Source organism: Bacteroidota bacterium (assembly GCA_035506275.1).
Classification (GTDB): Bacteria; Bacteroidota; Ignavibacteria; order UBA10030; family UBA8401; genus JAGVPT01.
This window is the reverse complement of record DATJPT010000006.1, coordinates 318,164-331,026: the sequence shown is the minus strand read 5'-3', so window position 1 is coordinate 331,026 and position 12,863 is coordinate 318,164. Positions and strand designations below refer to the sequence as shown.

At 55.5% G+C, this 12,863-nt stretch carries 9 protein-coding genes and 1 tRNA gene; 3 read left to right on the top strand and 7 right to left on the bottom strand.

Going from position 1 to position 12,863, the window contains the following annotated elements:
* Positions 1–190 precede the first annotated feature (190 nt).
* Positions 191–1,741, top strand: coding sequence for a T9SS type A sorting domain-containing protein (locus VMF88_04550; protein HTY10325.1), 1,551 nt, complete (start codon positions 191–193; stop codon positions 1,739–1,741).
* Between the two features lie 289 nt (positions 1,742–2,030).
* Here VMF88_04550 and hflX read toward each other — a convergent pair whose 3' ends face one another.
* Both hflX and VMF88_04540 read right to left on the bottom strand, forming a co-directional pair.
* Positions 2,031–3,365 (bottom strand): GTPase HflX, encoded by a 1,335-nt coding sequence (gene hflX, locus VMF88_04545; protein ID HTY10324.1) that lies wholly within the window; start codon positions 3,363–3,365, stop codon positions 2,031–2,033.
* Positions 3,362–5,563, bottom strand: coding sequence for a BatA domain-containing protein (locus tag VMF88_04540; GenBank protein ID HTY10323.1), 2,202 nt, complete (start codon positions 5,561–5,563; stop codon positions 3,362–3,364). The genes hflX and VMF88_04540 overlap by 4 nt, the downstream gene beginning before the upstream one ends.
* Before the next feature lie 375 nt (positions 5,564–5,938).
* Here VMF88_04540 and VMF88_04535 point away from each other — a divergent pair, with 375 nt between their 5' ends.
* Entirely contained in the window at positions 5,939–6,496 is a 558-nt protein-coding gene (locus VMF88_04535) for a hypothetical protein (GenBank protein HTY10322.1), read from the top strand.
* 107 nt (positions 6,497–6,603) lie between these two features.
* Here the strand turns inward: VMF88_04535 and VMF88_04530 are convergent, their stop codons facing one another.
* The 5 genes from VMF88_04530 to VMF88_04510 form a co-directional block, all read right to left on the bottom strand.
* Positions 6,604–7,620: a carboxypeptidase-like regulatory domain-containing protein gene (locus tag VMF88_04530; protein HTY10321.1), complete on the bottom strand. Its 1,017-nt coding sequence runs from the start codon at positions 7,618–7,620 to the stop codon at positions 6,604–6,606.
* Between the two features lie 658 nt (positions 7,621–8,278).
* Positions 8,279–9,934 carry a GLUG motif-containing protein gene (locus VMF88_04525; protein HTY10320.1) on the bottom strand — a complete coding sequence of 552 codons (1,656 nt, stop codon included), beginning with the start codon at positions 9,932–9,934 and terminating at the stop codon, positions 8,279–8,281.
* Positions 9,935–10,284: 350 nt separating this feature from the next.
* Positions 10,285–10,367: transfer RNA gene (locus VMF88_04520), tRNA-Leu, on the bottom strand.
* A 326-nt stretch (positions 10,368–10,693) separates the two neighbouring features.
* Complete coding sequence (locus VMF88_04515; protein ID HTY10319.1) at positions 10,694–11,470, bottom strand: tetratricopeptide repeat protein; 777 nt, start codon at positions 11,468–11,470, stop codon at positions 10,694–10,696.
* 153 nt (positions 11,471–11,623) lie between these two features.
* Positions 11,624–11,773, bottom strand: coding sequence for a hypothetical protein (locus VMF88_04510; GenBank protein ID HTY10318.1), 150 nt, complete (start codon positions 11,771–11,773; stop codon positions 11,624–11,626).
* 281 nt (positions 11,774–12,054) lie between these two features.
* Between VMF88_04510 and VMF88_04505 the strand changes: the two genes are divergently transcribed.
* The gene (locus VMF88_04505; protein HTY10317.1) at positions 12,055–12,774 is read left to right on the top strand and encodes a sugar transferase; all 720 of its coding nucleotides are present in this window, start codon (positions 12,055–12,057) and stop codon (positions 12,772–12,774) included.
* Positions 12,775–12,863: the final 89 nt, after the last annotated feature.

Below are 12,863 nucleotides of genomic sequence, written 5' to 3'. Positions count from 1 at the left end.
CTCCGTTTTTCTGTAAATCGGTGGGGTGTTCAGGTCCAGTTCAACGCATCGAATCTGTCCAGCGGGATCTATTTTTCGGAGCTGGCGTTTGGCGGCAAGGTCCAGATCAAAAAAATGATGCTGTTGAAATAATGTTCCGCAGGTTCCGGCGGGCGATTTCAACAGGAGAAGGAGATGCCATTTGGGAAAAATGATCACCGTCGTCAGCATTCTTGGTTTCGTTCTGTTGACGGTATTGTCCACATGCGAGGCTTATTCGCAGGAGCCGAAAAGCGATCCGCGTGAATCGAATCACCCCGGAGGCGGGGCGAGGGTACCGCCGCTCCCATTTTTTTCCGGCGCTCGAGGAGGACCCCTCAACGTGCGGGAAATGCCTGCCGTTTCCGCATTCGCCAAAAAGATCCGGACCGGCGTATTGAACCCTTCCCGATCGTCCGGGGCCGCATTTTATGTCATCGACACCGTCACTGCCGTCAGCACATATGATACGACAAGATATACGTTTGCGCACGATGCATTTGGATCGGTGGTCTCCATTTCTGTGAAGAAATGGATCGACGGCGAGTGGGTTGACTCTTGCCGCTACTTCTATGCTGAGGCCGGATATGAGTTGACAGAAGTGCTTGAGGATTGGGCGCTCGGCCAATGGGTCAATGTCGACAGCGTGACATATACGTTCGATTTTTCCGGGGATGAGATCGCGCGGGTACATGAACAATGGACAAACGGAGATTGGGTCAGCGTTGACAGCGTGGCGTATTCCTACGATGTATTCGGGAACCTCTTCTCTGTCTGGGAGAATCTTTGGACGAACGGCCAGTGGGTGAGCGACTGGCGCGATACGTACGAATATGATGAGTACGGGAATACGTCCTCGGTATTGAAAGAGGTCTGGACGAACGGCCAATGGGTCAACGACCTTCGCTACACCAATACCGCCGGTTCGAACGGAAGAATCCTGTCGGGGCTGACTGAACAGTGGACGAACAGCCAATGGGTTAACGTCGAGAGAACGACCTACAAGTACTACACGACCGGAGAGGTTTTCGAGGAAGTGAACCAACAATGGGGGAACAGCGAATGGGCGAACGTCGATAGCTCCGTATACACCTACAATGCATTTGGACAAACGTTGTCGCAATCGGAGAAACAGTGGACGAACAGCCAATGGGTGAACTTCGATAGTACTGCGTACTCGTATGATGCGAACGGAAACTCGTTGACACAGCTGGATGAACAATGGACGAACGGCCGATGGATGAATGTCGACCGGACCTCATACTTGTACGATTCCGACGGACTTGAGACGAGCGCCAGCTTTGAAGTATGGCAGGATTCCCTTTGGGTTCCGGCTGACGGAAACCTCTATTTTTCCGACGGAGTCGGAGACTACAGCTATTACAACGCCTGCACGATCTACACCATCTACGCAAATACGGCAACCGGTGTAGCCTCGGGTGCCGCCGGCATCCCCTTGCAGTTCGCCCTGTCGCAGAACTACCCGAATCCTTTCAACCCGTCGACGATCATTCAATTCACCGTACCGTCGAACGGTCGGGCGGTTCTCAAAGTATACAACATCCTCGGTCAGGAAGTGGCGACGCTGTTCAACGGCAACGCTGCAGCCGGGAGCTATCATCAGGTTCAGTTCAACGCATCGAACCTCGCAAGCGGGATCTATTTTTCGCAGCTGGAGTTTGGAGGGAAGGTGCAGATCAAGAAGATGCTGCTGTTGAAGTAGCTTTGTTTTACGGATTGTCTAAGTCCGGCGCGTGCTTCGCGTCGGACTTTTTTTATTCCTTACAAGCGATGCCGTGACTTCCTAGAAGCTATCTCAAAAATCCTTTGTATTGTTATTCTGACAAAGATCGAGCCGAGTGCACCAGTACGGCATGTCACCCTGAGCGGAGCGAAGGGTCTACGACAGCGAACCTTCATCTTTCTGTGCTGCTGCCGTGAGGTGGATTCTTCGCCGCTGCGCTCCTCGGAATGACAAGATCTGGGTTTTTGAAATGGCGCCAGTTATCTCATCACTCATCATCGCCCGACTTTGAAGGTTCGCGCTGTTCATGCGGGGCCTGGAAAGAGATGATCGTCGCGTGCGCCTGTTTCAAGACCTCCCGCACATGGTTGATATTGCGGCTGCTCACTTTCGCCTTCACGATCACGCTGCCGTCTTCATAGACTCTCTCTTCGATCTCCGCAAGGTCGTGCAGCGCGGAAAGCAATTTATGTTCGGTGTGCGCGATGGAAAACGTCAGGTCGATGCGGGAATGATGGATCGTCCTCAGGATCATTTCCTTCAGCCCGAGGAGGTTTATTCCCCGCTCGGCTGATATGAACACCGAAGGAATAAACTGACGCTGCAGTTCCTGCAAATGTTCACGGTCTTGCAGGGCGTCGATCTTGTTGAAGACGTAAAGGGTCGGCTTCCCCGCTGCGCCAAGTTCCTCCAGCGTGGAAATGACGACGCGAATTTGCTCGTCGAATTTCGGGTGACAAACGTCGATCACATGGAGGAGAATGTCGGCCTCGATAACTTCTTCAAGCGTCCCTTTGAACGATGCGACAAGATGATGGGGAAGCTTCCGGATGAAACCGACCGTGTCGGAAAGGAGGATCTTGGTGGAAGGCGAAAGCACCGCCGTGCGCGTTGTGGTATCGAGCGTGGCAAAGAGACGGTTCTCGACGAAGACATCCGAATCGGTGAGCGCATTGAGCAGCGTCGATTTGCCGGCATTCGTGTAGCCGACAAGCGAGACGTTCACGAAATCCTTTCGCCCGCTCCGCCGGGTTTCGCGCTGCCGTCCGATCTTTTCGAGTTTTTCCTCGAGGTGCGAAATTCGCTGCCTGATCATCCGGCGGTCGGTTTCTATCTGGGTCTCGCCGGGACCCTTGGTCCCGATGCCGCCGAATTGTTTCGAGAGATGCGTCCACGCGCGCGTCAGGCGGGGGAGGAGGTACTGCAGCTGGGCCAGCTCCACCTGCGTGCGCGCCTCGTTGGTCTTCGCGCGGCTGGCAAAAATATCGAGGATCAGCCCGCTCCGGTCGAGAATTTTCCTGTTGATGTTCGTCTCCAGGTTCCTGACCTGGGCGGGAGAAAGGTCGTCGTCGAAGATGACGCTGGCGATGTCGTCGTCTTCCACGAGCTGCGCGAGCTGCTCGACCTTTCCTTTCCCGATGTAGAATGCCGGATCGACCTTGTTCCGCTCCTGCATGATCCGGTGGACCACCACCGCGCCTGCGGTATCGGCGAGGAGCGACAGCTCGTCGAGATATTCCGCAGCCTGAAGCTTGGGAACGCTTCTGCTGACCAGCCCGACGACGATGGCACGCTCTTTTTGATCCCGGACGAGATCGATCATGCGGTTCCTTCCTGCTGCGGTTCGCGCGCAACGATCATTTCAATAAGGGCTGTGATAAGCGCGGCGGCGAGGAAATAACTCCACAATTCCACGCCGAACCTGCTTTGGAGGACGACAGCGCCGAGCGTTCCCGGATCGCCGACGACCGAGACTGCTTTCCGCTCGAAGCCGATTTGCCCGAGCATCGTCATCACCTCGGCCGAGGTCGCCCTCTCGGGAGCCGATTCGGCCGGGTCGACGTTCACGGCGATCTGCTGCACAGTATCTTTTTCCCGAAGAAGAGTATAAATTCCCGGCTGCTCCGTGCCGTCGAATGAAATTACCCGCGGAGAATTTCTCTGCGGCCGGACCGCGGTCGGGGGGAGCAGTGTTTCTTTCCCTTCGGGATCCAGCATGCGAAATACCGGTGACTGGCCTTCGGACGTCCCCCCGTTTCTCCTGGTTAATGTTGAAAGAGGCACGTCGACCCTGTCTCCGGCGTTCAGCGACGGCTGGGCGATGATCGAGCTACCTCCGGACGCTGCGTACAGGATCGTCTGATACAACAGCGGTACAAAAATTCCCTTGAGGGGAAAATCTGACCATTCGGCATTCGCCGCCGTTGAAAATCCGAGCATCCGTGCCGCTGCCCTCCCGGCCGAAATTTTTTCCCAAAGAAACGGCGTGCCGTCCGAAAGCGCAATGATCGAGCGGAGTTCTTTTTCGGAAGCGAACCGGACCGACGTCATGACCCGCGGCGACTCTACCCCCTTTTTTTCCATTTGCCCGCCGGAGGCAGTTTCGAACATTCCCTGGAAAACAGGATGATTGAAGTCTATTTTCTCGAAGGATCGGTAGGTCCCCGGCCCCCTTTTGCTGTCGAACGGCATGAGCTGCGGAAGGCCGAGCTTCGGCAGGAGGGAGGAGTTATACTGATCGACGTTGAGCAGATTTCCCGGAAGAAGTATGATCCCCCCTCCGCCGGCGGCGAATTCACTCAGCTGGTCTGCCTGCAGCGGCGAGAGCGACGCGACATTGGAAAGAACGACGACATCCGCTTGGGCGAGGGCGGAGTACGTTATTTGCTGCGGCGAGACCTCCGTCAGCGCCACCGGCGTTGAAGCCTCGTCTTCGTTGTGAGCGGTCAATGCGAGTCGGAGGTAGGTCGAGCTTTTCGGGTCGGACGACGAAAGAAGGACGGCGATACGCTTCGGGACGTCGACGGTGAACGAGCGGGAGTTGTCCTCGTCGAACGCATCGTCCTCAAGCTCGATCCTTCCGGAAACATATCCGGTACGCCGGGGGACAGCGGTAAACTCGACAGCGGTTTCTCTTCCCCCGTCGACAGTCACGCTCTTTTGCATCACCCGCACTCCGTCGAGGTACAGATTGACGAGACGATTCTGCGCCGGGGCAGTCCCGAAATTACGGACATCGGCCTTCACTATGAAGGGCTTCCCCTTTTGAAAAAGGGTCGGCGGAATCTCTATTTTTACGACGCCGATATTCTCAAACGGGCGGTCCGTGAGTGGGACGAAAAAAATCCTGATGTTCGGGTCGAGGGGAAAATTTGGCTGCATTCCGTTCCCGGCGGAGGACTTGCCGAGAACGCTGGTTTTCTGGTTGTCGGTGAAGATGTAAATTTCCTTGTTAAAATTCTTTGACATGCCGAGGTACCGCAGAGCGCATTGGAGCCCCTCCTCGACCGTCCGGTGTTTATAGCTCGCTTGCGTCTGCTCGATCTCCCGCCGGAGCTGGCGGATATCGTGGGTCGGCTCGGCGATCGTCGCAGCCGGAAGGTCTGAAAGCCGGATGAAGAGCGCATCGTCCCCCTCTTTCAACAGATCGGCAATCGCAAGGGCTGACGATTGCGCCTGCTTCAAAAAGGGGCCGTGCTCGCCGCGGAGGGTCATGCTGTACGAATCGTCGAGGATAACGGCGACCGTGGTGCGGGCATGCGTTCCGAGGCCGGCGAGCGTTCCGCGGAGGGCGGGGCGCGAAAATGCGATGACGACAAAGATGATGATCAGCGTCCGCAGAAGCAGGAGGAGCCATTGGCGAATCTTCACTCTCCGCATCGTGTTCTTCTGCAATTCCTTGAGAAAAGTCAGCGTGCTGAATTCAATTTTCCTGAGCTTCCGGATATTCAGCAGATGGAGAAGAATGGGGATTCCTGCCGCCGCCAGGCCGAAAAGGACAAAAGGATTGAGGAAGGTCATCAGTGCCGTTGCTCAGAGGAGCGGTCTCGCCGGCTCCCGAAAAATACGTTTCAATGCTCCGTTCCATGCAATATCGTGATTGCCGTTTGATTTATCAACTGCGGGGGTTGCATTGGTTTGGGCTGCGCGGGGAGTGGTTCATTGAGGAATTTGTGTCCGCAGGACAGGCATTCTTGCCTGTCCACAGAACTAGTCGGAGAAGAATGTCTGAGCTATGCATGCCGAAAATGGGACACTCCATCGCACAGAATTAATTGACAATACTCTAAAATAATCACATATTCCCGCCGCAAGCGCCGCCTGATTTTCCCCCTGCGGCCGGGGAGACATCGCGGCATTGAACAACCGATCTCTACATCGGAGAAGGAGGAATTCATGAAGGACATTTTCAGACAATTGTGGAAGCTTGGCCTTATTACCGTCACCGGTGCTCTCGGCAGCATGACAGTCGGGCTGATCATGCACGGCACCGAAGTCTTCAATTACAGGGACATTTATTTCGCCTATATCGCGTTCGGCCTGACCGGGGCGTTCATCTTCGCCTTCTACCACATTCGCGGGTTGTCGGAAGCGATCACGGCGGCGGTGTGCACGAGCGCGGTGCAGTTCATCGTCGCAACGGCGTCGATGCCGGTGCTCTATTCGGGGTTCTGGTCGTTCGGAGTGAACTTGCCGGTGGTGTGGCTGGCGTTCGTCTTCGAGCGCCGGCTTGCGGCATTCAGCTGGGGAAAATTCATCGTGATCGGGCTGGTCTACGGGACGATGTTCGTTCTGCTGACGATGATCGTCGGCGTACTCCAGAACGTCTCCGCCATTCCGCCGTCGGTGTTCAGGGATAATTTTATCGACGGCGTTCTGATCGGCACAGGGGTCGGTCTCGGCGTGCAGGCAGGAGAAGCGTTCATCCATTCACTGCCAAAGACGAACGGATAATAATTCGCGGGAGAATCGTCGAGACTCTCCCGCGGCTTGTTAATTGGTTGCAGTTCGGGTGGTTCATTTCTTGCCACGCTCCTCCCGCATCCGTACCAAAATTCACGCTACAGGTTCAGAAGGAAGTACTGCACGATCTTTACAAGATGTGCGACATCCTTGATGTCCTGATTGTGGTAGTCTGTCCAGAGAAACTTTCCGCTTCCGAGATGGTTCTCGACGATGACGGCGATCCTCGGGTTGGTCCAGGAGATCGTCGCATAAACGACAGAGGTCGGAGGCAGGTCTGTGAAATGCTCATACCCGGAGAGCTCCCTGGAATCGCCTGATGAATCCCAGCTTGCGACGGTGAACCCTACATAACCGGCGAGCGGCGGGCTGACGATCCTGATGGAATCCTCTGCAGGGTTGTCCTGACTGTCCTCCAGCATATAGTACGGCGGCCAGATCCGTTCGAGGTGGTAATAGTTGTAATGCCCGCCGTACATTTTCCCGCCCCCCTGGATATACCTGCCGTACGTTCTTGAGAGGGCCGCATATTCATCATCCCCTTCCGTACCTCCGTCGCAATCCGAAAAGACCAGCGTGTATTGCTTCAGATAGTTTAGGACTTTCGTGGAATCGATGTTCGCTTCCTCTTCCAGAGTGTCAATGTAAACAGAATCGAAGGCCGTGTATCCGATCACGCGCAGAACGTCCTCCAACTGCTCCGCATCCGCCGTTACGACGAGAACTCTCCCGAGGGTCGTGTTCTGCTGCAAGTGGAGCGGTGTGGTGACCACTGTGCCCGAGGCGCTCGCGCTGACGTTCACGGTCAGGGTCGCCTGAAAGACCGTCCCTATCGACGCGATGATCGTATGCTGTCCGGAAGGCGATTCGATGGTCGCTTTTCCGGTGCTGTCGGTTATCGCGGAGAAAGTACCGCTTTCGGCCGGGGGGTTTTGCAGCGCGAGCGTGGCGCCCCCCTGCGGTTGTCCTTGCGGATTGACGACCGTGGCGGTGACGTTATAGAGGGGAGCGTTTACTGGATTCGTGGTCGAGTCGTTCTTCTTGCATCCGCCGAACGCTGCAAGGAAGCAGGCGACGATCACAATGAGAGTTGAACCGCGGTATAATGAGAGCATTATTCTTCTCCTTCGAGTTGATGAGTGTTGACGTGTGAGCCAGCGGGGATTGAAGTTGAATAATTTGTTCGCCGCATGAGCATGGATCGGCAGGACATTGGCGTGATGACGCACGCCGGCTGTCTGCTTGTCCGTTGAGAACTTCTCCGCCGATCCTGGGCACAGAAAAGGCCTTTTGCATCCCCCAAAAAAACGAAGACCTCCTTCATTCCGTGAACCGGAAATCCGGAGGTCTTTTGATATCCTCAGCTCAACCGCCCCGTCGTCTTCCCCAGGAAGTCGGTTGTTCTTATAGCGTTATGTTCGGGTTAAGATACTTCCTTTTCAGGGCTATTGTCAAGACATTTATGAAGAGGATAGAAGTGTTGCAGCCCCGCCTCCGAGCTTGTTGGGAGAGGAGTTCCCTCGCTTCCGATCTTCGATCGGGAACGTAACCCAGCCCGCTGAAAGGGAGTGTCAGAAATTGGCATTCCCAACGAGACGTTGGGAATGAGAGTGGAGACTCTCCTACTATGCAATGGAGTAAGGGGCACATCGATCCCTTCAAAGAACCTATATCGTTTGACCATCATCCATATCATCATTCTGTGTAGCCCTTAAAACAGCAAGCCCGGACTCATCATCCGGGCTCGCCTGTTTTGCCGAACAAGAACTGGCGCTATTTTAACAGCATCATTTTTTTCGTCAGCATTGTCCCGCCGAATTCCAGCCGAGCAAAATATATCCCGCTCGCGAGCCGGGATGCGTCGAACGTCGCCTGGTGGTATTCTCCCGCCTTCGCCCCGCTATTGAAAAGCGTCGCGACTTCCTGCCCGATCGCGTCGTAGATCTTCAAGCTCGCCCTTCCGTCTTCCGGCACCGTGAATTGGATCGTCGTCGAGGGGTTGAACGGATTCGGATAATTCTGACCGAGCGAGAAGATTCTCGGTCCGGCGGCAACGTTGACGGTGACAGTCTGAGAATAGGTGAACGCGCCGTTCCTGTCGATCTGCATCAGCCGGTATGAATAGCTTCCCGACGATCCGACGTTATCGGTGAAGGAGTAATTGTGCGGGGCGTTCGACGTTCCCGCCCCTCCGACAAACCCTACACGTTTCCAGCTGTTCGCCGCCGTTGGTTGCTTGTCGGTCATTCTCTCAATTTCGAACCCTGCATTCTGCACCTCCGTTGCCGTCTTCCAGCTGAGTACCGCATCAGCCCCCGTCGAGGTTCCGGCGAACGCCGTCAGCTCGACCGGAAGGGCGATGGTATCGTGGTCCTCCCACGAGAGGAACGGATATCCATGGTTGATGGCCTTGTGAGTGGTATCCATATCCCAATAGTCATTCGTTCCGTTGGCAGTCTCGAGAACAAAATCCCATCCGGCGCCGGTGAACGTCGAGAGAGTTTGCATCTGGCCCGAAGTTGCTCCTGTTGCACCGGAGCCGGAACCCGCCCCGACGCCCGTCGACCCGGAGGAATCGGTATTCCAGAAACTGTTGCTGATCGTCGCGCCGTTCCCGCCGACAAGTCCGCCGACCTGCGAGACGCCGCTCCCGATGAGTTTGCCGATAGCGTAACTATTTACGATCTGCGCGTTGGCAGGGGACGTGTAGGTGTTGTAACCGACGAGGCCTCCAATCCCGCTGCCGCTTCCGTTGACGCTCCCGGTACTGTAGCAGTTACTAATCACGGTCCCCTGGTCATTGTGGCCGACAAGTCCCCCGACCAAGTTCGCGCCGTTCACGAGCGCGGAGCTGTAACAGTTTCTTATCGTCGAGGCAGCCGTCGCCATGCCGACGAGACCGCCGGTTTCCTGTGAGTCGCTCCCGGTAATGACCCCGCCGGTCGAGCAACTGTCGATCAGCGAGGATCCGCTTCCGGTTGACATCCCGACGAGCCCTCCCACTTCGCTCCCCCCTGTGATGTTCTCATTGGTGAGCCGGAGATTCCGGATCGTGCCGTCCGAGACGAGCCCGAACATGCCGATATAGTCGTTATTGCTGTTGGAGATATAGAGGCTGTCGATCGTGTGCCCATTACCGTCATAGGTGCCGTCGAAACTGGTCGACTGCCCCCCGATCGGCGCGAAGCCGCTGCCGGAATTCCATCCGGAACTCGCCGACGCATCGATGTCCGCAGTTTGCCGGAAGAACGAACTCCACGACGTTGAGTTTTGCGTCACCCAATAGAGATTGCTGAGTGAATCGATCAGGTAGGGATCGCCGGCCGTGCCGCTCCCGGAGGGAGTCGTTGCCGTCTGCGCAAAGGAGAGCGTTGCCGCAAAAGAAACGGAAATTAGCTTCCCTAAAAGCTTGCTCCAATCACACCGCATACCCTGCTCCTTTCTCTTCACTATTCACTCTTCACCCTTTACTTTTCACTATTTACTATTTTACCGTCAGCATCTTTTTTAATAGCTGGAGAGAACCACTACCCAAACGCCCCGAATGCGGGGCATGCCGGAAAACCTGTCCATTTGCGTTCAGCGATTTTTCCCAAGAGACCGCCTTGGGGTGGCGCTGATATCGTTAAAAAAGTAAGTCGGCTCTGCAGAAAGGGGGGACTAATGATGAAATTACTTTTTCCTTAAAATAAAATCAAGGCAAATAAGGGGGATTTGACGGTGCGCACGCTGATCCTTCGTGGCGGCGATGGAAGAAGTTCAAAGGGGGGATGACGTTGTGCCGAGAGGGGGATTCGAACCCCCAATGCCTTACGGCGCTAGCTCCTAAGGCTAGTGTGTCTGCCAATTCCACCATCTCGGCTGAGAGAATTAAAAATAAGGATTTGGCGGACGAAATTCAATTTCATTTAAGTTGAAGCAGGATAGACCCTTCGTTGTTCTCGAGGTGACATGTGGTTGATGGTGGCTCCGATATTCTCAAGGAAGCTGAGTCTCTGTCATTCTGAGGAGGAGCGCTCTTTGCGACGACGAAGAATCTTTCTTACCGTATAGATTCCTCGCTGCGCTCGGAATGACATGTGGTTGTTGATGGCTCCAATATTCTCAATGGGAAAAATTGTTGCCGTCTTTGTCAGAACGCCCGTCCCCCGAAAACCTTGATCACTGATCGCTGTTCCCTGATCACTGTTACTTGTCTTTTATCTCCTCCAGCAGTTCCTTCGCCTCTTTGCGGAAATCGTTGTCCTTCTGGTTCTCGGTCGGAAGCGTCGCAATGCGCGTCAGCTCCGTCTTCGCTTTGTCGTACTCGTCCACTTCAACATACGCCCGCGCCGCGTCGAGACGATACATGATGAACGTCGGCCGGAGCGCGATCGCCTTCTCGTAATTCGCCTTCGCATCGTCGTAATTCGCCCAGCTCAGCCCGAGCGGCCAGCGGATGATCTTCGGCTTCTCGCACAGCTTCGCGTGCGTCCGGCCGAGCACGTAATACGCCGCGGGATTGCTCTTGTCCAGATCGATCGCCTTCTCGCAGTCGGCCCTCACTTCCTTCACCAGGTCGATGGAATCCCATACTCCCTTAAAAAGCGCCACCCGTCCCGTCGCGATCGCCCGCCGGGTGTAGCCCATCGTCCCGTTCGGGTTTGCCTTCACCGCGCGCTCGGCAAAATCGAGCGATTTTTCATACATGTCCAGCTGTTTCGTCTTCTGCTCCTGCGTTACCGTCGGAAGGATCTCGCCGATGTCGCTGTACGCCCGGCTGATGCGCCAGAGGACCTCGTAGTTGGTCGAATCGGCGGCATACGCCTTCATCAGCACGTCGAGCGACTTCTGGTTCTCGAACGTCTGGAGGGAATAGGCATCGCTCGCCGCGATGAGCGAATCGACGCCGGCCGGTTGAAGGGGCTGTGCAGCAAATCCGGCCGTCGATACCGCCAGCGCGGCAATGAGTATGAGTCGGTGCATAACGATTGTCTCCTTAACGTGAATTGGTTCTATAGCGATGTCATCGTCGGAATGAAAGGGACGGGAAATGGCCGCATATCCCCCTCTTCCGAGGATGACTGGGGCAAATTTGCATCCCCCCAAAAAACCTTGTCCACAGATAACTATCCACCATTAAAAGAGTTGCCGTTCTCCAAACGCCCCCCTGATTCCATCCCTCCACCATTCCATGTTTCCAATATTCCACCCTTCCCCCATTCCACCCTTCCACCACTCCATCCTTCCCCCATCCCCCATTTCCACCGCCCCATGATACATAATCATTCCCCTTTTCGCAAACGCATTTCCAAAAATTTTTGCGACTTCCAAAGAACGGCTTCCACAAAAACACGACGCCCCTACGGCAGTTCCTCTGCACTCGGGCGGCTGACGAAACCATCCCCTCGGGTCCTGTGCGGTGCGTTCTTTTCCAAAAAAATCCTGATTCGTAACACAAAATTAACTTGCATTTTGTCCCCCCAATGCGGATATTTTCCCCGAACTACCGCATGTGCTTCAGCTGATTTTCTGTTCGTCATCAATTCGATACTCAGGCATACTCCCTAATGCCCTTGCGCAAATCCTATTTTCTCTGGAAAAGAATTTTCGACGTCGTTCTCGCGCTGACGCTCATGGCCGCGCTTTTTCCGGCAATGGTTCTGCTCCTCCTCGTCGCAGCATGGGAGACTCGGGCATTCCCCCTCTATGTTCAGGACCGGGGTGTCTCGCTCGAACGGGAGCGGTTCCGCATCTATAAACTCCGGACGATGCGCGAACGGGATTCCCGCGCGCACATTCCCGGCGCGGCACAGATCTTCTTCAGGCCCGAATACGCCGGCGACGTTCCCCGTATCTGCAGATGGTTCCGACTGACCGGACTCGACGAGCTTCCGCAGTTGTGGAATATTCTGGTCGGGGACATGAGCTTCATCGGCCCGCGCCCGCTGGCGCTCGCCGACCTCGAAACGATGAAACGCGAATCCCCTTCGTTCTATGATATGCGCGCGGCGGTCACCGCGCCGGCGGGACTCTCGGGACTCTGGCAGCTGTACGGCAGCAGGGAAGAAGGAGTCGAGAACCTCGTACGCCTCGATCTGTTGTACGAGCAGACCCGTTCGCTCGCGCTCGACCTCGCGCTCGTGTTGAAAACGATCCCGACCATCCTCTTCGCCCTCCGCTCCGATGCGATCGTGGGGAAAGCGGGAGACAGAAGGGAGAATTCAGATGTGAGAATGAAGAGCACAGAAGCACGGGCGCTGACGTTAAGACTTGGCACGCAGGACTAAACAGTAGGCAGTAAGGAGTAAGGAGTGACTGGCGGAAGGCAATACCAGACACCGGACACTGAGGACCAAGAACTCCTTTCCCAAGATCG

Bases quoted from the DNA above. Each gene is read 5' to 3' on its own strand.
- VMF88_04550 (HTY10325.1), top strand. From the start codon at position 191: ATGATCACCGTCGTCAGCATTCTTGGTTTCGTTCTGTTGACGGTATTG.
- VMF88_04510 (HTY10318.1), bottom strand. From the start codon at position 11,773: ATGATTATGTATCATGGGGCGGTGGAAATGGGGGATGGGGGAAGGATG.
- VMF88_04505 (HTY10317.1), top strand. From the start codon at position 12,055: ATGCCCTTGCGCAAATCCTATTTTCTCTGGAAAAGAATTTTCGACGTC.
- hflX (HTY10324.1), bottom strand. From the start codon at position 3,365: ATGATCGATCTCGTCCGGGATCAAAAAGAGCGTGCCATCGTCGTCGGG.
- VMF88_04530 (HTY10321.1), bottom strand. From the start codon at position 7,620: ATGCTCTCATTATACCGCGGTTCAACTCTCATTGTGATCGTCGCCTGC.
- VMF88_04525 (HTY10320.1), bottom strand. From the start codon at position 9,934: ATGCGGTGTGATTGGAGCAAGCTTTTAGGGAAGCTAATTTCCGTTTCT.
- VMF88_04535 (HTY10322.1), top strand. From the start codon at position 5,939: ATGAAGGACATTTTCAGACAATTGTGGAAGCTTGGCCTTATTACCGTC.
- VMF88_04540 (HTY10323.1), bottom strand. From the start codon at position 5,563: ATGACCTTCCTCAATCCTTTTGTCCTTTTCGGCCTGGCGGCGGCAGGA.
- VMF88_04515 (HTY10319.1), bottom strand. From the start codon at position 11,470: ATGCACCGACTCATACTCATTGCCGCGCTGGCGGTATCGACGGCCGGA.